General features: G+C 72.1%; 21 protein-coding genes. 12 read left to right on the top strand and 9 right to left on the bottom strand.

All coding sequences use genetic code 11. From position 1 onward, the window contains the following. Positions 1-8: 8 nt before the first annotated feature. Positions 9-1,238 (top strand): transglycosylase family protein, encoded by a 1,230-nt coding sequence (locus ACZ4FV_RS23270; protein WP_395859303.1) that lies wholly within the window; start codon positions 9-11, stop codon positions 1,236-1,238. Positions 1,239-1,391: 153 nt separating this feature from the next. On the opposite strand, the gene ACZ4FV_RS23265 is transcribed toward ACZ4FV_RS23270, so the two are convergent. Continuing rightward, complete coding sequence (locus tag ACZ4FV_RS23265) at positions 1,392-2,456, bottom strand: glycerophosphodiester phosphodiesterase family protein (protein WP_402230986.1); 1,065 nt, start codon at positions 2,454-2,456, stop codon at positions 1,392-1,394. 286 nt (positions 2,457-2,742) lie between these two features. Next, on the bottom strand, positions 2,743-3,225 hold the full coding sequence (locus tag ACZ4FV_RS23260) for a MarR family winged helix-turn-helix transcriptional regulator (protein ID WP_395858658.1): 483 nt from the start codon (positions 3,223-3,225) through the stop codon (positions 2,743-2,745). 102 nt (positions 3,226-3,327) lie between these two features. Between ACZ4FV_RS23260 and ACZ4FV_RS23255 the strand changes: the two genes are divergently transcribed. Beyond that, positions 3,328-5,583: an MMPL family transporter gene (locus ACZ4FV_RS23255; RefSeq protein ID WP_465323196.1), complete on the top strand. Its 2,256-nt coding sequence runs from the start codon at positions 3,328-3,330 to the stop codon at positions 5,581-5,583. A gap of 108 nt (positions 5,584-5,691) precedes the next feature. Here ACZ4FV_RS23255 and ACZ4FV_RS23250 read toward each other — a convergent pair whose 3' ends face one another. After that, positions 5,692-7,008, bottom strand: a complete 1,317-nt coding sequence (locus ACZ4FV_RS23250) for a hypothetical protein (RefSeq protein ID WP_465323195.1) — start codon at positions 7,006-7,008, stop codon at positions 5,692-5,694. Positions 7,009-7,379: 371 nt separating this feature from the next. On the opposite strand from ACZ4FV_RS23250, the gene ACZ4FV_RS23245 reads away from it, so the two are divergent. Then, positions 7,380-8,408: a hypothetical protein gene (locus ACZ4FV_RS23245; RefSeq protein WP_465323194.1), complete on the top strand. Its 1,029-nt coding sequence runs from the start codon at positions 7,380-7,382 to the stop codon at positions 8,406-8,408. Between the two features lie 114 nt (positions 8,409-8,522). On the opposite strand, the gene ACZ4FV_RS23240 is transcribed toward ACZ4FV_RS23245, so the two are convergent. Further along, a complete protein-coding gene (locus ACZ4FV_RS23240) occupies positions 8,523-9,176 on the bottom strand; it encodes a Type 1 glutamine amidotransferase-like domain-containing protein (protein WP_465323193.1) in 654 nt (217 codons plus the stop codon). 267 nt (positions 9,177-9,443) lie between these two features. Here ACZ4FV_RS23240 and ACZ4FV_RS23235 point away from each other — a divergent pair, with 267 nt between their 5' ends. Beyond that, positions 9,444-10,289, top strand: a complete 846-nt coding sequence (locus ACZ4FV_RS23235; protein ID WP_395858653.1) for a polysaccharide deacetylase family protein — start codon at positions 9,444-9,446, stop codon at positions 10,287-10,289. Next, positions 10,289-11,512: a YncE family protein gene (locus tag ACZ4FV_RS23230; RefSeq protein WP_395858652.1), complete on the top strand. Its 1,224-nt coding sequence runs from the start codon at positions 10,289-10,291 to the stop codon at positions 11,510-11,512. The genes ACZ4FV_RS23235 and ACZ4FV_RS23230 overlap by 1 nt, the downstream gene beginning before the upstream one ends. 131 nt (positions 11,513-11,643) lie before the next feature. Here the strand turns inward: ACZ4FV_RS23230 and ACZ4FV_RS23225 are convergent, their stop codons facing one another. Further along, on the bottom strand, positions 11,644-11,919 hold the full coding sequence (locus tag ACZ4FV_RS23225; RefSeq protein WP_402230975.1) for a hypothetical protein: 276 nt from the start codon (positions 11,917-11,919) through the stop codon (positions 11,644-11,646). Between ACZ4FV_RS23225 and ACZ4FV_RS23220 the strand changes: the two genes are divergently transcribed. Next, complete coding sequence (locus ACZ4FV_RS23220; protein WP_395858650.1) at positions 11,918-12,298, top strand: TetR/AcrR family transcriptional regulator C-terminal domain-containing protein; 381 nt, start codon at positions 11,918-11,920, stop codon at positions 12,296-12,298. The genes ACZ4FV_RS23225 and ACZ4FV_RS23220 overlap by 2 nt on opposite strands. Before the next feature lie 262 nt (positions 12,299-12,560). Here the strand turns inward: ACZ4FV_RS23220 and ACZ4FV_RS23215 are convergent, their stop codons facing one another. The 3 genes from ACZ4FV_RS23215 to ACZ4FV_RS23205 form a co-directional block, all read right to left on the bottom strand. Then, positions 12,561-13,733 carry a (Fe-S)-binding protein gene (locus ACZ4FV_RS23215; RefSeq protein ID WP_465323192.1) on the bottom strand — a complete coding sequence of 391 codons (1,173 nt, stop codon included), beginning with the start codon at positions 13,731-13,733 and terminating at the stop codon, positions 12,561-12,563. Beyond that, positions 13,730-15,115: an FAD-binding oxidoreductase gene (locus ACZ4FV_RS23210; protein WP_465323191.1), complete on the bottom strand. Its 1,386-nt coding sequence runs from the start codon at positions 15,113-15,115 to the stop codon at positions 13,730-13,732. Before ACZ4FV_RS23210 ends, ACZ4FV_RS23215 begins: the two co-directional genes overlap by 4 nt. 87 nt (positions 15,116-15,202) lie before the next feature. Next, the gene (locus tag ACZ4FV_RS23205) at positions 15,203-15,967 is read right to left on the bottom strand and encodes an SDR family NAD(P)-dependent oxidoreductase (RefSeq protein ID WP_395858647.1); all 765 of its coding nucleotides are present in this window, start codon (positions 15,965-15,967) and stop codon (positions 15,203-15,205) included. A gap of 115 nt (positions 15,968-16,082) precedes the next feature. On the opposite strand from ACZ4FV_RS23205, the gene ACZ4FV_RS23200 reads away from it, so the two are divergent. From ACZ4FV_RS23200 to ACZ4FV_RS23180, 5 genes are all read left to right on the top strand, one after another. Continuing rightward, positions 16,083-16,856 (top strand): IclR family transcriptional regulator, encoded by a 774-nt coding sequence (locus ACZ4FV_RS23200; protein ID WP_395858646.1) that lies wholly within the window; start codon positions 16,083-16,085, stop codon positions 16,854-16,856. 255 nt (positions 16,857-17,111) lie between these two features. After that, complete coding sequence (locus ACZ4FV_RS23195) at positions 17,112-17,963, top strand: fumarylacetoacetate hydrolase family protein (RefSeq protein ID WP_465323190.1); 852 nt, start codon at positions 17,112-17,114, stop codon at positions 17,961-17,963. Next, a complete protein-coding gene (locus tag ACZ4FV_RS23190) occupies positions 17,960-18,859 on the top strand; it encodes an SMP-30/gluconolactonase/LRE family protein (RefSeq protein ID WP_465323189.1) in 900 nt (299 codons plus the stop codon). Before ACZ4FV_RS23195 ends, ACZ4FV_RS23190 begins: the two co-directional genes overlap by 4 nt. A 123-nt stretch (positions 18,860-18,982) precedes the next feature. Then, complete coding sequence (locus tag ACZ4FV_RS23185; RefSeq protein ID WP_465323188.1) at positions 18,983-19,918, top strand: alcohol dehydrogenase catalytic domain-containing protein; 936 nt, start codon at positions 18,983-18,985, stop codon at positions 19,916-19,918. 57 nt (positions 19,919-19,975) lie between these two features. After that, entirely contained in the window at positions 19,976-20,284 is a 309-nt protein-coding gene (locus ACZ4FV_RS23180) for a family 4 glycosyl hydrolase (protein ID WP_465323187.1), read from the top strand. A gap of 221 nt (positions 20,285-20,505) precedes the next feature. Here the strand turns inward: ACZ4FV_RS23180 and ACZ4FV_RS23175 are convergent, their stop codons facing one another. Then, positions 20,506-21,378 (bottom strand): aldo/keto reductase, encoded by an 873-nt coding sequence (locus tag ACZ4FV_RS23175; RefSeq protein WP_395858641.1) that lies wholly within the window; start codon positions 21,376-21,378, stop codon positions 20,506-20,508. 254 nt (positions 21,379-21,632) lie between these two features. Between ACZ4FV_RS23175 and ACZ4FV_RS23170 the strand changes: the two genes are divergently transcribed. Further along, positions 21,633-22,907, top strand: a complete 1,275-nt coding sequence (locus tag ACZ4FV_RS23170) for an ATP-binding protein (RefSeq protein ID WP_395858640.1) — start codon at positions 21,633-21,635, stop codon at positions 22,905-22,907. Positions 22,908-22,979 lie beyond the last annotated feature (72 nt).

Here is a 22,979-nt window from a genome sequence, read left to right as displayed (position 1 = left end):
CTGCCCGCATGCCCAAGAAGACGCGTCTCGCGCTGACCCTCGGCATGGCCGGCGCGATCGTCGCCGCCCCGCTGGTCACCGGTCTCGCCACCGCCAACGCCGCCTCCGTCTCCACCTGGGACAAGGTCGCCATGCTCGAGAGCTCGGGCAACTGGCACATCAACACCGGCAACGGTTTCTACGGTGGTCTGCAGTTCACCATCAGCACCTGGAACGAGTTCGGCGGTCAGCAGTACGCCCCGCGTGCCGACCTGGCCACCAAGGACCAGCAGATCGCCATCGCCGAGAAGGTTCTCGCCGTACAGGGTCCCGGCGCCTGGCCGAACACCTCCGGCCCGGCGGGCCTGACCAAGGGCAGCGCCGCGCCGGCCGTCTCGCCCGGCACCAAGTCCACGGTCAAGGTCACCCCGAAGGCCGCCGAGAAGCCGGCCGAGTCCGCTCCGGCCCCGAAGATCGAGGTCGTCCCGGCGGCCGCCGCGAAGTCCGCGTCGACCAGCACCTCGTACTCCGTGGTCAAGGGCGACACGCTCTCCAAGATCGCCGCCGCCAAGGATGTCGAGGGCGGCTGGCACAAGCTGTACGCCGACAACCGCTCGGTGATCGGTGGCAACCCGAACGTCATCCAGATCGGTCAGAAGCTCTCGCTCTCCGGTAAGGCCTCGGCCTCGACCGAGTCCGGCAGCACCAAGACCGAGACCGCTCCGGCCGCGCCGAAGACCGAGACCAAGACCACGGCGTCCGTGAAGGTCGCGCCGAAGGTCGAGGTCAAGGAGAAGGCCCCGGTCGCGGCCAAGGAGTCCTCGGCCAAGGCCGAGTCCACCACGGCCAACGCGTCCGGTTACGTCGCTCCCGTGAAGGGCGGCCTGGGCACCGCGTTCGGCACCGGCGGCAAGCTGTGGTCCAGCGGCAGCCACACCGGCCAGGACTTCGTGGCCGCCACCGGCACCTCGGTGAAGGCGATCACCTCGGGCACCGTGGTCAAGGCCGGCAACGGCGGCGCCTACGGCAACGAGATCGTGATCAAGCACGCGGACGGCAAGTACTCGCAGTACGCCCACCTGTCCAGCATCGGCGTGCGTGTCGGCGCCACGGTGAGCACCGGTCAGCAGATCGGCCTCTCCGGCGCGACCGGCAACGTGACCGGCCCGCACCTGCACTTCGAGATCCGCACCACGCCGAACTACGGCAGCGGCATCAACCCGGTCACCTACCTGCGCGCGCACGGCGTCAACCTCTGAGCCGAGCGTCATCAGGCGGTAACCACACCGCGATAGCCACACCAACGCGGTAGCCGTACCAGGGCCGGGCCCGTCGACCGAGTGTCGACGGGCCCGGCCCTTTTCGGCGTCCCCACCCCTGCGGACGCCGAAGTCTCCGGCGGATCGCGCCGATCAGCCGCGCGCCGGGTAGCGCTTGGGCAGCGACAGCCCACGTGCGGCCATCAACTCCCGCAGCCGGTCAGGGTAGTCGGTGATCAGACCGTCCACGCCGTCGTCCATCAGCTTGGCCATGGTCGCCGGGTCGTCGACGGTCCACGGCACGACCTTGATGCCCGACGCGTGTGCCCGGGCGACCATGTCGCGGGTCACGTAGGGACGGTAGTTCGGGTCGGTGACCTTGCCGTCCTGCGGGAAGCCGTGCACGGGCGAGAACGTGCCGGCGCCGAACGAGGAGATCGCGCGCAGCGGATCGCCGTCGAAGTCGTCGATGTCCAGGCCGCCCAGCCAGGGCGAGGCGCCGGGCTTGCCGACCTGGAGGAAGTCGTAGTTGGTCAACGCGACCAGCGGCAGGCGCGGTTCGACCTGCCGCATGCGCTTGAGCGCGCCCCAGTCGAAGCTCTGCACGGTGACCTGGCGCAACAGCCCGGCCCGGCGCACCTCGCGCGCCACGACCTGTACGAACTGCTCGCGCGGCGCGGTCTCCTGCGGCGCGCCGGCCTCGACCTTGGTCTCCACGTTGAGCTTCACGCCGCGCGCGTGCCGGTGGTTGACCAGGTCGAACACCTCGGTGAGCAGCGGCATTCGGGCTCCGGGCGAGGTGGTCTGCGCGGGGAAGCCGGGGAACTGCCGCGATCCGCAGTCCAGCGTGCGGACCTGCGCCAGGCTGAGCGTGTTGACGTACTTGCCGACGTAGGGGAACTCCGGGTCGCCGGCGCGTACCGGCTTGGTGTCCGCGCACTTGCGTCCGTCGACCTTGCGGTCGTGGGTGACCACGGCCCGGCCGTCCTCGGTGATCTGGACGTCCAGTTCGAGCGTGGACACCCCCAGGTCCAGACCCTTGGCGAAGGACGCGAGCGTGCTCTCCACGGTCAGCCCGAGACCGCCTCGGTGCGCTTGGAGGTCGAAGGACTTGCGGTGGTGGCCACCGTGACGATCCGCGGCGGCGGCCATTCCCGGGGCGGCGACAACGGCGGCCCCGGCCAGGATCGCGGCCGTGACGGTCTTCCATCCGGACATGGACGTCTCCTTCTCGCTCCGGTCGACGACGATCGACCGTCGACGCCCACACCCTGGCCCGCGCGAAGTGATGCGCGGGGAGTCGGATCATGGCGGTCGGGCGAAGAAGAGACGAAGAAGTGGCGAAGTACCCCGACGCGAGCGCGAATCCGGGCCCGAGCCGGAACTCGGACCGGCCCGGGCTCGCATCCGGACCGGGCCCGGGCTCGCATCCGAACCCGGGCCCGAGTGGAACCGCAGTCGCCCGGCGGGCGCCTCGATCCAGGCGCCGCACCGAAGCGGCCGCTCAGCAGCTCGCGTCGGATCCGTCGTCGGACCACCCGGGACGATGCGCGGCCAGCAGCCGGCCGGACGCGTCGTGCACGATCCGCCGGTCCTCGGCCGAGACGGCGGCGAAGAACGCGTCCTCGGCCGCGCTCAGCAACCGGGTGCTCTCCGCGACCAGTTCGCGTCCGGAGGCGGTGACCTGGATGACGTGCCGCCGTCGGTCGTGCGGGTTGCGCCGACGCTCGGCGAAGCCGCGCTCCTCCAGGTCGTCGAGCACGCCGACCAGGACGTTGGGGTCGATCCCGAGCAGTCGGCTGACGTCCTGCTGGGACAACGACTCGTAGGTCAGCAGGGTCTCCAGCACATGCACGTGCTTGGTCTTGACGCCCAGCGAGGAAAGCGTCTGATCGGCGAGCGCCAACAGGAGATCGGCCAGCTTGACCAGCCGGTACCCGGTCCGTGCTCCCATCGGCGGCCGCCCGGTGTTGGGTCGGTCCGTCATGTCCACATGTTAGCGGTCCGCGAACATATGTCATCTAGACGAAAGGCTTTGCATATCGTATGTTCCACATACGATCCATCGACTCTACGGAAGGGTTCGGCGATGTTCGCTGCCCTGGCCCGCCTGACCACCGCCCGGCCCCGGCTCTTGTTGATCACGGCCCTGTTCCTGCTGATCGGCGCCGGACTGCTCGGCCGCGGCGTCGGCGACCACCTGCTCGGCGGCGGCGCCGTCGACCCGAACTCGGCCTCGGCCCGTGCCGCGACCGCCCTCGACCGCGACTTCCCCGGCAGCCGCCCCAACCTGGTCCTCCTGGTCGGCGCCGACCGCCCCCTTGACGCACCTGAAGTCGCGCTCCAGGCAAAGGAGTTGACCGACCGACTCGGCGCCGAACCCGATGTCGCCGGGGTGGTCTCCTATTGGAACGGCGGCGCACCGACCCTGCGCACCGCCGACGGCCGACACGGACTCGTCCTGGCCCACGTCCGGGGTGAGGAGACCGCCGCCTCCGACACGTTCGAACGCCTGGCCGCCGACTACCGAGGCACCCGAGGCGCGCTGAAGGTCGAACTCGGCGGCAGCGTCGCGGTGCGCCACGACATGCAGAAGACCATCTCCGAGGACCTGGTCCGCGCCGAACTGATCGCGCTGCCGATCACCCTGCTGATCCTGATCCTGGTCTTCGGCAGCCTGGTCGCCGCGCTGCTGCCACTGGGCGTCGGCATCCTGGCCATGGTCGGCACCAACGCGGTGCTGCGCATGGTCTCCTCGGTCACCGACGTCTCGGTGTTCGCGCAGAACCTGACCACCGTGCTGGGCCTGGGCCTGGCCGTCGACTACGGCCTGTTCGTGGTCCGCCGCTACCGCGAGGAACTCGCCGCCGGCGCCCCGCCGATCCGCGCCGTGACGGTGATGCTGAACACCGCCGGGCGCACCGTGGTCTTCTCCGCACTCACCCTCGCCGTCTCCCTGGCCGCGATGCTCGTCTTCCCGCAGTACTTCCTGCGCTCGTTCGCGTACGCCGGAATCCCGGTCGTACTGCTCGCCGCGTTCGGCGCGCTGGTGATCCTGCCCGCCTCGCTGGTCCTGCTCGGCGACCGGGTGGACAGGGGCGACCTGCGCGTGCCGCTGCGCCGACTCGTCGGCCGGGCGCGGCCCGTGCGCCCGGCCGCGCCGCACGCGCAGCCGGAGAGCCGCTGGTATCGGATCTCCCAGGCGATCATGCGCCGGGCGCCGATCGTCGCCGTCCTCACCACCGGCGTTCTGGTCGCGCTCGGACTGCCTTTCCTGGGCGTGCAGTTCGGCACCGGCGACGATCGCCAACTGCCGAAGTCGGCCGAATCCCGGCAGGTCCAACAGGTGATCCGGGACCAGGTGGACGGACGCCCCACCGGCGCGATCGAGATCGTGGTGGGCGCGGCGCGGCAACCCGACGGCACCGCCGACTACAGTGCCCGACTGTCCGCGATCGACGGTGTGGCCCGCGTGGTCGGGCCCGCAGGCACCTTCGAGCACGGTGCCCGCAGCGCGGCCCCGGGTCCGGCCGAGGCCGGTCGGCGAGCCGCCGGCAGCGCGTACATCTCGGTGGTGCCCGCCGTCGAGGACCTCTCCGCCGCCGGTCAGGATCTGGTGCGCGAGGTGCGGGCCGTGCCCGCGCCCGGCCCGGCCCTGGTCGGCGGACAGAGCGCCGAGTTGGTCGACGCCAAGCACGCGATCGGCAGCCGACTGTGGCTCGCCGGCGGCCTGATCCTGCTCACCACGTTCGTCCTGGTCTTCCTGCTCACCGGCAGCGTGGTCCTGCCGATCCTGGCGATCGTGTTCGCCGCGCTGAGCCTGACCGCGATGTTCGGCGCGGTGGTGTGGGTGATCCAGGACGGCCACCTGTCCGGCCTGCTCGACTTCACCCCGACCGGGTCGATCGAGACCGCGCTGCCGGTGCTGATGTTCTGCATCGCGTTCGGACTGTCCATGGACTACGGCGTGTTCCTGATCTCCCGGATCAAGGAGGAGCACGACCGCACCGGCGACCACCGGGGCGCGGTCGCCACCGGACTGGCGCGCACCGGCGGCATCATCACCGCCGCGGCGTGTGTCCTGGCGGTGGTGATGTTCGCGATCGGCACCTCGCGGGTGACCAACACGATGATGCTCGGCGGCGGACTCGCGCTGGCCGTCCTGGTCGACGCGTTCGTGGTGCGCAGCCTGCTCGCGCCGGCGGTGTTGGCCCTCACCGGCCGGGCCACCTGGTGGGCGCCCGGGCCGCTGCGCCGGCTGCACGATCGCTTCGGACTCTCCGAGGGCGGTCCGGTCGAGCCGCCGACCGTGCCGGAGCCGCGCGTGCCGGTGCCCACACCCTGAACGGACCGGGCGCCGGGCGGGGCCGATTCCGGCCCTCCCGGCGCCCGATTTCCGACCGCGGCTTGAGAACACCCCATCAAGCCCGGCCGGTGCCCGATGCCGACCGGCTCATCGGCGGTACAGCACCGCCTCCGGCGCCGCCGCGGTCAACGTGACCGGCTTCTCGGGACGGACCGGCACTGCCCGCCCGGGTCGGTCGTCCTCGCCCAGCAGGAACGCCCGATTGACCCCGTTCACCGTGACCGTGGTGCCCGGGTCGACACCCGCCACCGTTCGGATCGCCACCACCTCGACGATGTCCGACGCCCGCGTCCCGTGCGGGAGTCGTACCGTGGTCGCCGCCGGATCGTCGCGCTGCAGCGACCAGTCCACCCGCCCGCGGTCCGAGCGGTACAGGGTCGGGTCGCCCTTGATCCGCACACCGAGCGCGACACCGGCCCAGCCGGCCGCGCCGGGCGGCGGTGCCGAGGTGGTCTTGCGGACCACCGCGTACAGGTAGTCCCGGGGGTCGGCGATCAGCGTCGTGGTGTCCGCCGGCGGGTCGGCGACGACCCGGCCCTCGCGGCGCACCTCGTCGGTCATCACCTGATACACCCACGGGTGCCGGTCCACCATCTCCTCGCGCGCGGTCTTCTTCGGATCGACCAGCCGCTCGACCGCCGCCGGCGCGAACCGCATCGGGTTGTCCACGACGTCGCACAGGTTGTTGTTCAGCGTGCACGTCTGCAGCAGCGGGTGGCCGTCCTCGTAGCGGCCGGCGAACAACTTCGTGCCGTGGTCGGGCGACTGGAAGTACGCGGTGCCCGGCACCGCCTTGCCTCGGCCGTCCACCTCGACGCGGTAGGCCCACTCGATGTCGGTGGTGCGGCCCCAGCGGGCCATCAGCGCCGGTGTCGAGGTGCCGCCGTCCTCGTTGCTCCACACGATCGTGTAGGTCAGCACCCGGTTCCCGGCGGTCGCCGCCGGGGTCTCCTGGTACCAGGCCGACACCGGCGTGTCGGAGACCGCGTTCTGGAACGGGCCGGTCGCCCCGCCGGGCACACCCGGGATGCCGCGGCCGTACAACACGGGCGCGTTCGCGGCCACGGCGTGCTCGCGGTCCGTCGTGGCGATGGTCTCGGTGCGCAGCCGGGAGACCCGGACCACCGATCCGGCCGGCGACGAGCGATCGGCCGCATAGCTCAGCGTCAGTTTGTGCCGGCCCCTGCGCAGCGCGCCGAGGGCGAAGCTACGCTCGGTGGGCGTGGCGCCGAAGACCACCACGTCACCGGCGGGCCGCCCGTCGACGAGCAGTTGCAGCACCGCCGACTCCTTGCCCGGCGTACCCCAGTCGAGGCCCGGTGCCGCGACGGTGAGCGTCACCAGGGCCTCGCCGTCGCGTCCGGTGCGGAACGGCACCACCACCGGGCGGCCGTCGCGGTGCACCCCGAAGGTGCCGTGCGCGCCCGCCGATCGGTCCGCCTCGGCGGCCTGCGCGGACGGACCGGGCCGACCAGTGCGGCCGAGGCGGCGAGTACGGCGGCACCGATCACGGATCGGCGCAGGCCATGGGTACGAGAACCAGCGAACACGAGCATCCCCCGAAGCACATCGGTGAGGCTGACCCGTCCACCGTGGTCGGCCGGCGGTGCGCGGGCCAACCCCCGGGCGGGCAAATTCCTCCAACCGTCACCGTCGGTCCGACGCCCCGACACGCCCCGGCCACGCAATCGGTGCCACGGCACGCCCCCGGCCGCGGCACGCCCGGTGTCCGATTCGTTCAAGACCGAGCGCGCTCGGCGGCCTAGCGTCGAGTCATGGACTGGATCACCCGAGACATGCTCGAGCGGGCCGAACGTTTCCTGTGGACGTCGGGACGGGTGCTGGAACAACGCCGTTTCGCATACCTGTTCGGCACAAAGGACGGCAAGGCCGAGCACGACGGGGCCGAGCACGACGGGGCCGAGCACGACAGAGCGAGGGACCGCACGGGCGCCGGGCGCGGGAGCGGCAAGGTGGACGACGAACGGGCCGGAGTGCTGGCCGCGTTGTACGCCTACCGGAGCCCCGACGGCGGCTTCGCGTACGGCTTGGAACCGGACGTGCGCGGTCCCCTTCCGCAACCGGCCACGCTGCGCACCGCGATGCCGATCCTGGCCGAGACCGGCGCGCTGCGCAGTGCGGAGACGGCCCGACTCTGCGACTGGCTGGCGAGCGTGGCGACCGCGGCGGGCGGGGTGGCGCCGGCGTTCGCCGGCCTGCGCGACTATCCGCACCCGCCGTGGCTGGTGGTGCCGGACCCGCCGACCGCGGGCCTGATCCCGACCGGCTGGATCGTCGGGGCGCTGCTTCGCGCCGGCGTCGAGCACCCGTGGCTCCCGAGCGCGACACAGTTCTGCCGGACCGCCGTCGAGACTCTGGCCACCACCCATCCCTACGAGGTGGAGGCGGCCGTCACCTTCCTCGACGGCACACCGGATCGAGCGTGGGCCCGGCACCAGGCCGCGCGGCTGGGCGAACTGGTGCGGGAGCAGCGGCTCGTGCTGCTCGACCCGGCCCATCCGGAACAGGTCCGGCTCGCGCCGGGCTACGCGGTCGGCGAGTATCACCTGCCACACGACTTCGCGCCGTACCCGGACAGCCTGGCCCGGGACTGGTTCACCGATGCCGAACTGCGGGTCGGCCTACGGGCGCTGGTCCAAGCCCAGGAGGAAGACGGCGGTTGGCCGTTGCGCTGGGCCGAGTGGTCGCCCACCGTTCGGGCGGAGGCCCGGCCGGGCCTGACCATCGCGGCCCTGACCATCCTGCGGGCCTACGGGGAGGCGGTGCCGCCCAGGGCGGACTGAACGCATGTCGGGTCGGCGCAGGTCCGACCGGGCGCGGGCCGGGGGACCGCACGTGCGGCCGAGCACACGTACACCGCGCGTACGTCCGGCCCGGCGCCGGCCTCGAGTCCCGGCTCAGCAGACGGTGGCCCGCGCCCCGTCGATCAGCAGGGCCTGTCCGTCGCGCAGCGTGCGGTGCGGCACGCCGTGGGCACGATAGTCGGCCACGACGGCCGCGAGCAGCTCCGCCTCCGGGTGGCCGGGCGAGTCGATGTGCGGCACGACGGCGTGGTCGAGGACGGCCAACCCGTCCCAGGGGGCGGGTTCCCCGTGCAGCGCGGTGACCGCGTCCGCGTCGTCGCACCGTTCGAGGCCGCGCAGGCTCGGTGCGAGCACGCACGCGCCGGCGCTGTACCCGGCGTACACCAGCGCGTCGCGGCGCAGCAGGTCGAGGAGGACGCGGTCCGCGCCGCTGCGGGCAAGCGCGTGGCGCAGCACGAACACGTTGCCGCCGCGTACCCAGACCGCCGCGAAGTCGGCGAGCACGGCGCCGACTTCGGCGAACGGGCGGTCGAAGAACGTGCGCAGGTCGAGTTCGCTCGGCCGCAGTCCCAGGGCGCGGAGGCCGGCGACTTCCTGGTCGACGCCGGCCGCGCGGACGCCGGCCGGCCGATCGTCGGTCGCGTTGGCGATCACCGCGATCCGAGCGCCCGCCGGCGGGTCGAGCAACGCGAGCAGACGGTCGGGGTGTTCGCCGAATCGGAACGAGGAGAGATACATCCGCATCATCGGACCCTAATACCGCGACCGGAGACCGGGTCCGCCGGGCGGTACCTCGAGACGGTGCGCCGGTCGACACCGGAGCACTCCGGCGGTCGCGACACTGCTCCATCGGGGTGGCGCACGCGGTTCGGGGTTCACCCGCGCGGGTCGATCGGCATGCGACCCCGTCCTCGGCAATCGCCGGGAATCACACAGCGAACGTGACACGACACGCAGCGTGGCCGAGCGTACGCATACCGCTCTCTTGCGGTCGCAGCCCGTAAGGTCGCCGGCGTGACGCCTCTGGATCGCCGAAGCATGCTTCGCCGGCTCGCCCGGGCCGCCGCGCTGGGCGCTGCCGCCGGCGCGGCGGCGAGCGGGTGCGGCGACGGGTCCCCCCGCGCGTCGACACCCGCGTCCGCTCCGGCGTCCACGTCGGCCGGCGGCGGCAACAACCCGACGTCCGCCGCCGTTTCCGGTGCCCCGAGTGCCGCCGCCGGCGTCGGAGCGGGCCGGGAGCAGCCGCCGCTGCCTGCCGGTCTGCCGTTCGAGATCGGCTCGGGTCCACCGGATCGGCCCCAGGTGGCGCTGACCTTCCACGGGCAGGGCAGTGCGGAGACCGCCGACTCGCTGCTCGGCCTGATGGAGGCGGCCGGGGCACGCGGCACCGTGCTCGCGGTGGGCTCCTGGCTCGACGAACAGCCGCGGATGGCCCAGCGCGTGCTGACCGGCGGCCACGAACTGGGCAACCACACCATGCACCACGGCGACATCTCGTCGATGTCCGCCGATCGCACCTACGCCGAGATCGCCGACTGCGCCGACCGGCTCAACCGGCTCACCGGCTCGATCGGGCGCTGGTTCCGGCCCTCCCAGGCCAAGGACTGCACCCCCACCGTCGTCGCCCAAGCCCGCCGCGTGGGATACGCGCACTGCCTGGGCTACGACCTGGACTCACTCGACTTCACCGATCCCGGCGCCGCCACCGTCACCCGCACCGTGCTGAACGAGGTTCGGCCGGGCTCGGTGGTCAGCCTGCACTTCGGACACCCGGGCACCGTAGCCGCGATGCCCGCAATCCTCGACGGCCTACGGACCCGCGGACTGCGGGCGGTCACGATGTCGGAGCTCGTCACCTGATGACCACTCATCCCTTCCCCTCCCGCCGCCGCCCCGGCCGGACCTCGCTGTTCCTGGCGGGCTGTTGCCTGGTGGCGTCCGCCGCGTGCGGGTCCGCCACGAACGACGCGGCGAAACCCGAACCGGTCAAGTCCTCGATCGCCCCCGTCGACCCCGCACCCGCTCCCGCCGTACCGGTGGCGGAGAGCGCGAATCTGCTGCCCGGCATGCCGCCGCCGCTGGACCCGAACGACCTGTACGCGGCCGACCGCCCCGGCATGCTCGCGGACGTGGTCAAGGACTTCCCGTCCCGGGTGTACGTACCCAACACCGAGTCGAACACGGTCAGCGTGATCGACCCGACCACCTACAAGGTGATCGAGACGATCAAGGTCGGCCACCAGCCGCAACACGTGGTGCCCTCCTGGGACCTGAAGACCCTGTGGGTGAACAACGACCTGGGCGACACACTGACTCCGCTGGACCCGGCCACCGGCAAGGTCGGCACGCCGGTTCCGGTGGAGGACCCGTACAACCTCTACTTCACGCCGGACGGCAAGTACGCGGTCGTGATGGCCTCGATGGACCGCCAGGTGGTCTTCCGCGACGCGCACACGATGGCCGTGGTCAAGGCCATTCCCAGCGAGTGCGCGGGGGTCAACCACGCGGACTTCTCGCCCGACGGCAAGTACTTCATCGTCTCCTGCGAGTTCTCCGGCGAGCTGCTCAAGATCGACACCGCCGAGATGAAGCTGCTGGCCAAACAGAAGATCCCGATGTCCGGTGCGATGCCCCAGGACGTCAAGATCTCCCCGGACGGCCGCACCTGGTACATCGCCGACATGATGGCCGACGGCCTGTGGGTGCTCGACGGCGACACCTTCGGCAAGCCGACCAGGCTGCGCACCGGCAAGGGCGCGCACGGGCTGTACCCGAGCCGCGATTCCAAGAGCCTGTACATCTCCAACCGAGGTGAGGGCTCGATCTCGGTGCTCGACTTCGCCACCGGCGCGTTGACCGCCAAGTGGCACCTGCCCGGCGGCGGCAGCCCGGACATGGGCGGCGTCTCCGCGGACGGCAAGGTGTTGTGGCTCAGCGGGCGCTACGACTCCGAGGTGTACGCGATCGACACCACCGACGGCCATCTGCTCGCCCGTGTGCCCGTCGGCGCCGGCCCGCACGGGCTGTGTGTCTACCCGCAACCCGGCCGCTACTCGCTCGGCCACACCGGCGTCTTCCGCTGACCGAGGACGCGGTGCCGTGCCGAGACGGGCGGCGGGGTGCGACTCCCCGCCGCCCGCTCATCGCCGACTCGGGCGGGCCGGGCGGCCCGACCCGCGCTCGGCGAGATCCGGGTCGCCCGGTCCGAGGCCGTTCAGGACGAACGGACGTCCCGGGTCGAGCGCGTGTCGATCAGTACGGCCGCCACCGCGGCGGCGCCCAGCATGATGCCCGTGGCCACGAGCAGGGCCACGCCGAATCCGTGCACGGTGCCCGCCGTGATCGTGTCCGGCCCGCCTTCGTGGGTGCGCAGATAGCTCGCGGTGACGCTGGTGGCGACGGTGTTGAACAACGCCGTGCCGAGCGCTCCGCCCACCTGTTGACCGGCGTTGAAGGTCGCCGCGGCGGTCCTGGACTGGCGGGCGACCATGTTGCGGCATCCGTGGTCGGCCGCGCTCCTGCAGCGACCCACCCTGGGCCCGAACGTGCTCGCCCGCATGGAGTTCCTCCAGGCGGCCCTGGTCCGAGCCGGCTTCACCGGCCGCCGGCTGAACTCGGCGACCTGGGCGCTGTACAACCACCTCATGGGCGCGACGGTGGCCCGGGCCGGCTTCGCGTTGTCCGTCGAGGACCGCGAGGCTGCCCAGCGGCAACTGCACGACCTGAGCGACCGATACCCGACGCTCAGCGCAAACGACTACATGCTCCAGGACGACTGGGACGCCACCTTCACCAGCGGCCTGGCCTACGTCCTCGACGGCATCACGACATCTTCCGACGCCGCGTCGGACGCGCCCTCCGCGACCTGAGGTGTGGCCCGTGTCCCGGCGGCGAGGGCCGGGACACCCGGCCGGCGGTCCCGGCGTGGCCGTGGTCGTGGTCGACTCGCGCAACGACGCGGCCCGGCCCCGGGGACGCGTGCCCGCCGCCGGGCACGTCCGGCCGCGCCGCGCTCGGGTGTCGCCCGCGCCTGCCGAGTGGGACGGGGCCCGGGCCGGGCACGGCGCACGCGGCTCCCCCCGTGTGGAGTCGCATGCGCCGAACTCGTCCCGGGCCCTGCGGCTTTCGGGCTCAGCCCGGTCCCGCACTCCCGTCGTCCACGCGGAACTCGGTGAGGAACTCGGCGAGATGGACCGCGCGCACCCGCGACTTGCGGCGGCGCAGGCCGGTGCGGAGTTGGCGCAGGCAGCCGGGATTGACCGCGACCACGACGTCGGCGCCGGTCGCCTCGATCGCGGTCAGCTTGCGGTCCAGGATCCGGCGGGACTCGGCCGGCCGCAGCAGCGCGTATGTGCCGGCCGCGCCGCAACATTCGGCGGCGCCCGGGGTTTCCACGAAGTCGGCTACCCGGGAGAGGAGTTCGCGCGGCCCCCGCCACACGCCCAGACCGTTGCGCAGGTGGCACGAGTCCTGGAGGGTGACCTTGATCCGACGCCCGGACGGCCCGCCCTCGGTGAGCGTGGCCGGGTCGATCGCCTCGGAGAGTTCGGTGACCCGGTCCCGGCCGAGTACGTCGGCCAGGTGCGCGGCGCAACCGCCGGAGGTGGTGACGATCCGGCCGGGCAGCCGTTCGCCCAGCCGGCGGGCGAGTGCGCGGCCCTTGTGCAGCTCGCCGTTGTGCGCGTGCAGAGCACCACAGCAGCCCTGGCCGTCGGGTACCGCCAGACCGGGCAGCAGGGTGCGCGCGGCGCGGGCCACCTTCGGGAACAGGGCCCGCTCGAAACAGCCCAGCATGAGCGAGGCACCGGCGCCGGTACTCGTGGCGGTACTCGTGGTCGTGCCGCCATCGAGACCGGGAGCCGGCGCGTCGGTCGTCACGGTGGGGGCCGGCGTCGTCGGCTTCGATCGCCCGGGTCCTCGGCCCGACGGCAATACGAACCGCCCCCATCCCATCGCCCTTACCACCGCCGGCATGCTCACCACGACCGTCAGCAGCCGGGCCAACGGCGGTCGACGCCGGCCGCGCCACTGGTGTTCGCGCCACTGTTCGAGCAGCGAGCCGTACGGCACGCCCGCCGGGCAGACCGGTTCGCAGGCCCGGCAGCCCAGACAGGCCGAGGACTGTTCGAGCAGGGTCGGGTCGTCGGCGTCCAGCCGACCGGTCTCCAGTGCCCGCATCAGGTTGATCCGGCCGCGCGGCGAGGACGCCTCGTCGCCGGTCTCGGCGTACGTCGGGCACGCGGGCAGGCAGAAGCCGCAAGAGATGCAGCGGGAGAGTTCCTCGGGATCGAACACACCGGTCATGAGCCGAGCTTTCCGGGATTGAGGATGTGGGCGGGATCGAAGGCGGTCTTGATCCGGCGCAGCAGATCCGTCTGGGCATCCCCCAGTTGGGCCCGCAGGTGGGGCAACTTGGCCGCACCGACGCCGTGTTCGCCGGTGATCGTGCCACCCAGTTCGATCGCGGTGCGGAAGATGTCGTCGAACGCGGCGTGGGCGCGTTCGATCGACTCGGTGTCGTTCGGGTCGGCCACCACACAGGTCGGGTGCAGGTTGCCGTCGCCGGCGTGACCGAAGGTGGCGATGGTGACCGTGTGCCGGTCCGCGATGGCGTCGATCCGGTCGACCATCTCGGCGATCCGGGGCCGGGGCACGGTGGCGTCCTCCAGGATGGTGAGCGAGCCGAGCCGGGACAACGCGGGCAGTGAACAGCGGCGCGCGGTGAGCAGCGCCTCGGCGCCGGCCACGTCCTCGGCCAGGGTCCACTCGGTGGCGCCGGCCCGGTCGCACAGGTCGGCCATCCGGGCCAGGTCGTGACGTACCGCGTCCGGCGCGCCGTCGTCGCCGAACAGCAACAGCGCGCCCGCGTCCCGGCGCAGCCCCAGGTGGGCGAAGTCCTCGACCGCGCCGATGCAGCGCCGGTCCAGGAATTCCAGGGTCGCCGGGACGATGCCGGCGGAGAGGATGTCGGCGACCGCGCGGCCCGCGTGCGCCAGGTCGGGGAAGTAGGCGATGCCGGTGCCCGTGTCGGCGGGCGCGGGCAGCAGTGCCATGGTGATCTCGGTGATCACCGCGAGGGTGCCCTCCGAGCCGGTGAGCAGCCGGGTCAGGTCGTAGCCGGCCACGTCCTTCCAGAGTCGGCCGCCGGTGCGGATCACCTCGCCGGTGGGCAGCACCGCCTGCAGGCCCAGTACGTAGTTGCGAGTCACCCCGTACTTGAGCCCGCGCAGCCCGCCCGCGCAGGTGGCCACGTTGCCGCCGACGGTGGAGACCGTGCGGCTGCCCGGGTCGGGTGGGAACAGCAGGGCGTGCTCGGCGACCGCGCTCGCCAGTGCGGCCGTGGTGACGCCGGGTTCGACCACGGCGAGCAGTTCGGCGGGGCTGATCTCGCGGATCCGGTTCATCCGGGTGGTGACCAGGACGATGCCGCCGTCCAGGGCGACGGTGGCCGCGCACAGGTTGGAGCCCGCGCCCCGGGGGACGACCGGGATGCGGTGGTCGCTCGCCAGGCGCAGTACGGCGGCCACCTCGGCGGTGTCGGCGGGAAAGACCACGGCGTCCGGGAGCCGGTCGAACAGCGGCGTGGCGTCGCGCGCGTAGGGCACGAGATCACCGACGGCGTGCCGGACGTGTTCGGCGCCGACGATCGCGCCCAGGCGGTCGATCAGGTCCGTGGACAGGGGCATGCGACGTGCTCTCCCTCGGGTGCGGCAGGTGGATCCGGCAGGCGGTCGGGCAGGTGGGCAGGCGGGGGCAGGCAGGGGCGATTCCCGTCACATGACCGCGAGTTGGCCGCCGTCGACGACCAGTTCCGCGCCGTGCACGAAGGCCGCGTCGTCGGAGGCGAGGAACGCGTACGCGGCGGCGACCTCCTCGGCCAGGCCCGCGCGCCCCAACGGGATCCGGTTGGCGATGTAGTCGCTCTCGAAGTCGTCATCGCCCATCGCGCCGGCGATCGAGGCGTTCAGTGGTGTACGGATGTATCCCGGGCACAACGTGTTCACCCGGATCCCGTGTCGACCCAGTTCCACCGCCATGGTCTTGCCGAGCAGGAGGACACCTCCCTTGGAGGCGTTGTAGTGCGCGTAGTCCTCCTCGCCGGCGATCCCGTTCGTGGACGACATGTTGACGATCACCCCGCCGCCGCGGTCGACCATGTGCCGGCCGACGGCCTGGGCGACCAGGAACATGCCGCGCAGGTTGACCGCGAGCATGCGGTCGAAGTGCTCGGGGGTGATCTCCAGGAAGGGTTCGCGCCACGCGATGCCGGCGTTGTTCGCGAGCACGTCGATGCCGCCGAGGGCGTCCACGGCGGCGGTGACCAGGGCGCTCACGTCCGGTTCGTGGCTGACGTCGAAGGCCTGACCGGTGATGTCGCCGTACGGGTGAAGCGCGGTGACGGCCGCCTGGACCTCGGCGGGGTCCAGGCCGCTGACGAAGACGCGACAACCCTCGTCGAGGAAGCGCCGGGCGGCCGCGAGGCCGATCCCGCTGCTGCCGCCGCTGACCAGTACCCGCTTACCGATGAGTCCGCGCATCGCTTCTCCTCCGTGGGCTCCGATGAGCCGGGACGGTATCAGCGTTACGCGATACGGTCTATCATTCCATCAGACGGAACGCCATCCCATTACCGACTCGTCCCTAGGGGGGACCTTGACCGGCAACAGCGATTCGCCCGTGATCAGCGTGGATCGAGCACTGCGGATCCTGATGCGTATGGGGGAAATGCCCCGAGGCATCACGTTGGAGGAGCTCGCGGGGGACCTGGACGTACCCAAGAGCACGCTGCACCGCCTGCTCGGTGCGCTCAAGCACCGGGGTTTCGCCTCCCAGCCCGAGCCCAACGGCCCGTACTTCATCGGGAGCCAGTTGCTGGCGACCGCGTTCCGCTTCCACGACGACATAGATCTGCGCTCGATGGTGCATCCGCTGCTGGCGGACCTGCGCAGGCTGATGGACGAGACGGTGCACGTGGCCATCCTGGACGCCGGTGAGGTGGTCTATCTGGACAAGGTCGAGGCGTCCGGCGCGATCAAGCTCTCGTCCGTGATCGGCGGCCGAAATCCCGCGCACAGTACGGGAGTCGGCAAGGCGTTGCTGGCCTGGACGTACCCGACCGACGAGGCGCTGCGGGCCTGGGCGACGCCGCGGCTGCCGCTGCGCGCGGCGACCCGGCACACGCTCACCTCGGTGCCCAAGCTGGCCGCCGAACTCGAGGAGGTGCGCGGCCGCGGGTACGCGACCGACCTGGAGGAGAACGAACTGGGCCTGCGGTGCGTGGCGGTGCCGCTGTTTCTGGGGCGGTCGGCGCCTGCGGCCGCGATCAGTGTGACCGGACTGAAGTCGCGGATGACCTCGGCGCGGATGGCCGAGCTGGCCGAGGCGCTGCGCTCGCGCGTGGCGGAATGGGCCGGCGCCGCCGGCTAGGACGGCGTGCGGCCGAGTGTCGTCGAACGCCGGGCGGGCTGGAATGTTCGACCCGGGCGCGTCTCGAAGTGCCCGGAAGCGACACGCAGTGTGATCTGAATTCCCTGCACAGTAAGCGAATTACCCGAGACCCCCGAACCGGAGAGTTGCCGGTTCGGGGGTCTCTTGACATCTTCGACGGCCCGTTGTTTTACTCACCACGCCACTTGGAATTGCATTCCGCTAGACGGAACGGCGAATGACGGGGGAGTGGGAATGAGACTGGCGACAGTCGAGTACGAGGGTCGGCCGGTGGCCATCGTCGAGCGTGAGGGCGGGCTGTACCGACTCGACGGGCCCGGCGACGGCACGCTCGGCGCGCTGGTCGCGGCCGGTCCCGAGGCGCTGCGCGACGCGGCGCTCGGCGCGACGGAAGAGATCGAGGCCGGCCGGCGGCTGGCCCCGTTGCGGCCCGGGAAGATCGTCGCGATCGGGCTGAACTACCTGGACCACATTCGCGAGGCCGGGGTGCAACCGCCGGAGAGCCCACTGGTGTTCGCCAAGTTCCCGTCCAGCGTGATCGGCACCGGGGAGGCGATCGTGATCGACGCCGAACTGACCGGGAAGGTCGACTGGGAGGTCGAGCTCGGCGTGGTGATCGGCCGCACGCTGCGGCACGCGGACAAGGACGAGGCGATGGCCGGCATCGCCGGCTACACCGTCGCCAACGACGTCTCGGCACGCGATCTCCAGTTCGCCGACGGCCAGTGGGTGCGCGGCAAGAGCCTGGACACCTTCTGCCCGCTCGGGCCGGTTCTGGTCACCCCCGACGAAATCGCCGATCCGCAGGCGCTGGTGCTGCGCACCCGGGTCAACGGCGAGACGGTGCAGGACTCCTCGACCGCCGAGATGGTCTTCGGCATCGCCGAGTTGTTGTCCTACTGCTCGCGGGCCTTCACCCTCGAACCCGGCGACCTGGTGCTCACCGGAACCCCGTGGGGGTGCGGCGCGTTCATGAACCCGCCGCGCAGGCTGGTGCCGGGTGACGTGTTGGAGACCGAGGTCGAGGGCATCGGGGTGCTGGTCAACCCGGTCGTCGACGTCGACGCGTTGCCGGGCCGTCGGTGATCGTCGGTGGTTCCGTCCCCGGCGCGGGGGCGGGGGCGACCCTGCTGTCGCCGCCGGCGGCGGTGCTCGGCGAGAGCCCGTGCTGGGACCCGCACACCGCCCGCCTCCTGTGGGTGGACATCCCGGCGGGCCGGATCCACTACCTGGTGCCCGACACCGACCTGCACGGCTGGTACGACGTCGGCACACCGGTGAGCGCGGTGGTCCCGCGCGCGGCCGGCGGCTACGGCCTGGCGGTGCGCGAGGGGTTCGCCGTACTCGACCCAAACGGCACGGTGCGCGTGGTCGCCGAGGTGGAGGCCGACCGGCCGGGCAACCGGATGAACGACGGGGCCTGTGACGAGGCGGGCCGGTTCTTCGCCGGCACCAAGGCCGAGGACGACACCCCCGGCGCGGGCGCCCTCTACCGACTCGACCCGAGCACCGACACCGGCCACCGGCTCGAGCCGGTACGGGTGTTCGCCGACGTGACCAACTCCAACGGGATCGCCTGGAGCCCGGACGGGCGACTCGTCTACTACGTGGACACCGGGACCCGGCGGATCGACGTCTGCGACTACGACCCGACGACCGGCACCGTCTCCGACCGCCGACCCTTCGCCGAGATCGGCGCCGAGGCCGGTTGGCCGGACGGACTGGCCGTGGACGCCGAGGGCGGTGTGTGGGTCGCCCTGTGGGAAGGCGGCGCGGTCCGCCGGTACACCCCCGACGGCCGACTGCACCGGACCCTGTACGTCCCGGCCCGCCGGGTCACGAACTGCGCGTTCGGCGGCGCCGACCTGGATGTGCTCTATGTGACCACCGCCGCGACCGACGACCGGGAGCCGCTGGGCGGCCGGTTGTTCGCGTTCCGGACCGGGATCCGCGGTCTGCCCGCGCACCCCTACCGAGGCTGACCTCCCGTCGCGGGCGCACACCGCCGCGACCCACGAACGACACGACGCCCGCCCCAGGGTGAGATGGAGAGTGCACGTGAACCGCAACCGCACCGGCAACGGCGCGACACAGGGGGCACGACGGTGAGGGCGCTCGTGTTCACCGGCCCCTCGACCGTGGAGATGGACGACGTCGCCGAACCCGAGGTGGGCGAGGACGAGGTGCTCGTCCACGTACGCAGCGCGGGCATCTGCGGCAGCGAACTGCACGGCGTGCGCACCCCGGGTTTTCGGGTCCCGCCCCTGGTGATGGGCCACGAGTTCGCGGGTGTCACCGACGACGGCGTCCCGGTGACGGTCAACCCGATCCTGTCCTGCGGCACCTGCGACCTGTGCCGCGACGGTCTGCGTCAGGTCTGCCGCGAACGCCGGATCATCGGCGTGCACCTGCCCGGCGCGTTCGCCGAGCGGGTCGCCGTCCCGCGCTCCGCGCTGCACAAGCTGCCCGAGGAGATGTCCTGGGAGGCGGCCGCGGTGGTGGAACCGGCGGCCAACGCGGTCCACGCCTGGCGGCTGGCCGACGTCGCGCCCGGCGCCCGGGTCGGCGTGATCGGCGCCGGTGCGATCGGTCTGGTCTGCGTGCTGGCCGCGCTGACCGAGGACACCGCGAGCATCGCGGTGGCCGACCGCTCGCCCGAACGCCGCCGGATGGCCTCCCTGTTGGGCGCCGCCACGGTCGGCGGCGAACTCTCCGGCGAGTTCGACGTAGTCTTCGACGCGGTCGGCACCGGTGAGACCCACGAGCAGTCGGTACGGCTGCTGCGCCCGGGCGGGGTGGCGATCTGGCTCGGCCTGGCCGACGCCGGCGCGGGCTTCGACGCGACCATGCTGGTGCGTACCGAGAAGCGGGTGCTGGGCTCGTTCGCCTACACCGACGACGAGTTCGCCCGGGCCGCCGAACTCGTCGGCGGCTGGGGCCTGGGTTGGACCGCCAGTTACCCGCTGGAGTCGGGCGCGGAGATCTTCACCGACCTGATGCGCGGTGGCAGCCACCCGGTCAAGGCGATCCTGCGCCCGTGACGCGGCCCGTGACGAACCTCCCGCCCCACCCGACACCCACAGCGAGGTGACCCGAACATGGCAAGGATCGTGCTCATCGGAGCCGGCAGCATCACGTTCGCCAAGAACCTGCTTTCCGACCTGCTGACCTACCCCGAACTGACCGACGAGATGACCGTCGTGCTGCACGACATCGACGTCGATCGGCTGAACACCGCGGAACGGATGACCCGTTGGATGATCGAATCGCTCGGCGTCGGGGCCCGGGTCGAGGCGCACCTGGGCCGCCGCCGGGCGCTGGCCGGCGCCGACTACGTGATCAAAACACCGGCACGCAGCGGGTGGCCTTCCACGGCAGCCTGCCGGAGAGCTGGGTGCCCAACCTGACCGTCGTCCAGCAGTAGGCCCCGAACGGGCATCCCGGCCGCCGTCCATGGCCGGGATGCCCTCGACGACACGACAACGCCTGCCCGGCCCCGGAACCTCGGGGCCGGGCAGGCGTTGTCGTGTCACGGCCGACCCGCTCGTGGCCGGCGCGGGTGGGGGCGTCCCGTCCGGCGGGACGGAACGCGGCACCGGCCGGGCCGGCCCGGGCCGACGGTTGGTCCTCAGACCGCGGCCGACAGCGCCTCGAACTGCTCGTCGGACAAATCGATCCCGGCCGCCTCGATGTTCTCCTCCAGGTGCGCGACGCTGGAGGTGCCCGGGATCGGCAACATCACCGGGGAGCGGTGCAGCAGCCAGGCCAGTGCCAACTGCGACGGCGCCGCGCCGTGTTCCTTGGCGGCCTGGTCCAACGGTCCGCCCGGGCGGGCGAGTTCGCCGGTGGCCATCGGGAACCACGGGATGAACGCGATGTTCTCCCGCGCCGCGTAGTCGAGCACGGCCTCGGCCTTGCGCTCGGCCAGGTTGTACAGGTTCTGCACGGAGACGATCTCGACGATCTCCCGGGCCTCGCGCAGTTGCTCGACGGTGACCTCGGACAGGCCGATGTGTCGGATCTTGCCCTCCTCGCGCAGCCGGCCGAGTTCGCCGAGCTGGTCCGCGAGCGGGACCTGCGGGTCGATCCGGTGCAGCTGGTAGAGGTCGATCCGGTCCAGGCCGAGGTGCCGCAGGCTCAGTTCGGTCTGCTGGCGCAGATACTCGGGCCGGCCGAGCACGCGCCACTCGCCCGGCCCGGTGCGGGCGAAGCCGCCCTTGGTGGCGATCACCACGTCCTCGGCGTACGGGTGCAGGGCCTCGCGGATGAGCTGTTCGCTGACGAACGGGCCGTACGAGTCGGCGGTGTCGATCAGGTTCACCCCGAGTTCGACGGCGCGGCGCAATACCCGGATCGCCTCCCGGCGGTCCTTGGGCTCGCCCCAGACACCGGCCCCGGTGAGCTGCATCGCGCCGAACCCGAGTCGGCGCACCGGCAGGTCGCCGCCGATCGGAAAGACACCGGACGCGTGGGCGGGGCCGGACGCGGACGAGACGGTCATGTGTGCTCCGTAGGGGTCGGGCGGCCCGGGCGGGCCGGACGGTTCGGACGAGGTCGTGGCCATTGTGCACCGGTGGGGCGGGTGCGGTCGCTGGGCGTCACCGACTCGCATGTCACGGCTACGGGCCGGAATGTCCATCCGCACGGTGACCAAGTTCGCGTGTCTATTTGTACACAACGACGCGTTCGCGGCACCGCTACCCTCCCTACTGTTTGCCACTCGTCGAGGCACTCGATCCACGGATGGAGCTGTTCATGGTCTGGCTCATACAGGACTACCGCGAGGAGGACCTCGCAGCGGTGGTGCACCTCATCGACACCACGACCGGCCTCGGCCAGGAGTCGGTCTTCTCGCTGTCGGAGTGCATCAACGCGCTGACCTCGCGGCAGCCCGCGATGGTGGCGCGCCGGGACGGCGCGGTGGTCGGGGCGGCGCTGGCCACGGTGTCCGAGGGGCGGGCCTGGGTGATGCGGATCGCCATCTCGCCCGCCGCGCGCGGTCTGGGCCTGACCAGCACGCTGTTGCTCGCGCTGGAGCGCAGGCTGGTCGAGGAGCGGGTGCGGCGGATCGCCTACGTGCTGCCCGAGGAGGACTCGCGGGAGCAGGGCCTGCGCAACGCGGGCTACGAACGGCGCCCGGCGGTCGCCTACTTCGAGAAGGTGGAGCCGGTCGACGACCACGCGGCGGAGACCCTGGACCGGCTCGGCGGGCGGATGTTGCCGGGCGACCTGTGGTCGAAGGTGGCCGGCATGGAGGTGGAGAAGAACCTGATCGAGCGGCGGGTGGTGCTGCCGTTGGCCGACCCCGAGCGCGCGCTTCGGCACGGGGTGGAACCGCCCAGCGCGATCGCGTTGTTCGGCCCGCCCGGAACCGGCAAGACCACCTTCGCCCGGGCCATCGCCTCGCGCCTGGGCTGGCCGTTCGTGGAGTTGTTGCCCTCGCGACTGGCCGACGGCGGCAACCTGGCGGCGGCACTGCGCGAGGCGTTCGGGCGGCTGGCCCGGCTGGAGCGCATCGTGGTGTTCATCGACGAGGTCGAGGAGATCGCGCCGGTACGGCACGCCCGGGCCGGCGCCGTGCACGCGGTGACCAACGAACTGCTCAAGCTGATCCCGGCGTTCCGCGAACACGGCGACCGGCTGCTGGTCTGCGCGACCAACTCGGTGCGCTCGCTGGACCCGGCGTTCCTGCGGCCCGGCCGGTTCGACTACATCATCCCGGTGGGCACGCCGGACGCGGACGCGCGCCGGGCGATGTGGACCCGGTACGCGTCCGCCCGTCCGGACGTGGACCTGGACGCGTTGGTGGCGGCGAGCGAGTTGCTCACGCCCGCCGACATCGGCCACGCGGCGCGGATCGCCGCCCAGGCCTCCTTCGAACGCGACCTGTTCGACGAGGCCGCCGGCGGCGACGGTCCGGGCGCGGGCACCGACGACTACCTGGACGCCCTCGCCCAGTCCCGCCCCACGGTGACCGCGAGCATGGTCGAGCTCTTCGAGGAGGACATCACCACCCACGCCCGGGTGTGACGGCTTCGGGGGGGGGGGGGGGGGGGGGCGGCGGGGGGGGGGGGGAGGAGGGGGGGGGGAGGGGGAGGGGGA

Source organism: Embleya sp. NPDC025285 (assembly GCF_055558835.1).
The sequence above is the reverse complement of the archived record's forward strand: the minus strand, read 5'-3'. Positions and strand labels throughout refer to the sequence as shown.

Coding starts and splice junctions, on each gene's coding strand:
- ACZ4FV_RS23270 (WP_395859303.1), top strand. CDS start 9: ATGCCCAAGAAGACGCGTCTCGCGCTGACCCTCGGCATGGCCGGCGCG.
- ACZ4FV_RS23265 (WP_402230986.1), bottom strand. CDS start 2,456: ATGTCCGGATGGAAGACCGTCACGGCCGCGATCCTGGCCGGGGCCGCC.
- ACZ4FV_RS23260 (WP_395858658.1), bottom strand. CDS start 3,225: ATGACGGACCGACCCAACACCGGGCGGCCGCCGATGGGAGCACGGACC.
- ACZ4FV_RS23255 (WP_465323196.1), top strand. CDS start 3,328: ATGTTCGCTGCCCTGGCCCGCCTGACCACCGCCCGGCCCCGGCTCTTG.
- ACZ4FV_RS23245 (WP_465323194.1), top strand. CDS start 7,380: ATGGACTGGATCACCCGAGACATGCTCGAGCGGGCCGAACGTTTCCTG.
- ACZ4FV_RS23240 (WP_465323193.1), bottom strand. CDS start 9,176: ATGATGCGGATGTATCTCTCCTCGTTCCGATTCGGCGAACACCCCGAC.
- ACZ4FV_RS23230 (WP_395858652.1), top strand. CDS start 10,289: ATGACCACTCATCCCTTCCCCTCCCGCCGCCGCCCCGGCCGGACCTCG.
- ACZ4FV_RS23220 (WP_395858650.1), top strand. CDS start 11,918: ATGTTGCGGCATCCGTGGTCGGCCGCGCTCCTGCAGCGACCCACCCTG.
- ACZ4FV_RS23225 (WP_402230975.1), bottom strand. CDS start 11,919: ATGGTCGCCCGCCAGTCCAGGACCGCCGCGGCGACCTTCAACGCCGGT.
- ACZ4FV_RS23215 (WP_465323192.1), bottom strand. CDS start 13,733: ATGACCGGTGTGTTCGATCCCGAGGAACTCTCCCGCTGCATCTCTTGC.
- ACZ4FV_RS23210 (WP_465323191.1), bottom strand. CDS start 15,115: ATGCCCCTGTCCACGGACCTGATCGACCGCCTGGGCGCGATCGTCGGC.
- ACZ4FV_RS23205 (WP_395858647.1), bottom strand. CDS start 15,967: ATGCGCGGACTCATCGGTAAGCGGGTACTGGTCAGCGGCGGCAGCAGC.
- ACZ4FV_RS23195 (WP_465323190.1), top strand. CDS start 17,112: ATGAGACTGGCGACAGTCGAGTACGAGGGTCGGCCGGTGGCCATCGTC.
- ACZ4FV_RS23180 (WP_465323187.1), top strand. CDS start 19,976: ATGGCAAGGATCGTGCTCATCGGAGCCGGCAGCATCACGTTCGCCAAG.
- ACZ4FV_RS23175 (WP_395858641.1), bottom strand. CDS start 21,378: ATGACCGTCTCGTCCGCGTCCGGCCCCGCCCACGCGTCCGGTGTCTTT.
- ACZ4FV_RS23170 (WP_395858640.1), top strand. CDS start 21,633: ATGGTCTGGCTCATACAGGACTACCGCGAGGAGGACCTCGCAGCGGTG.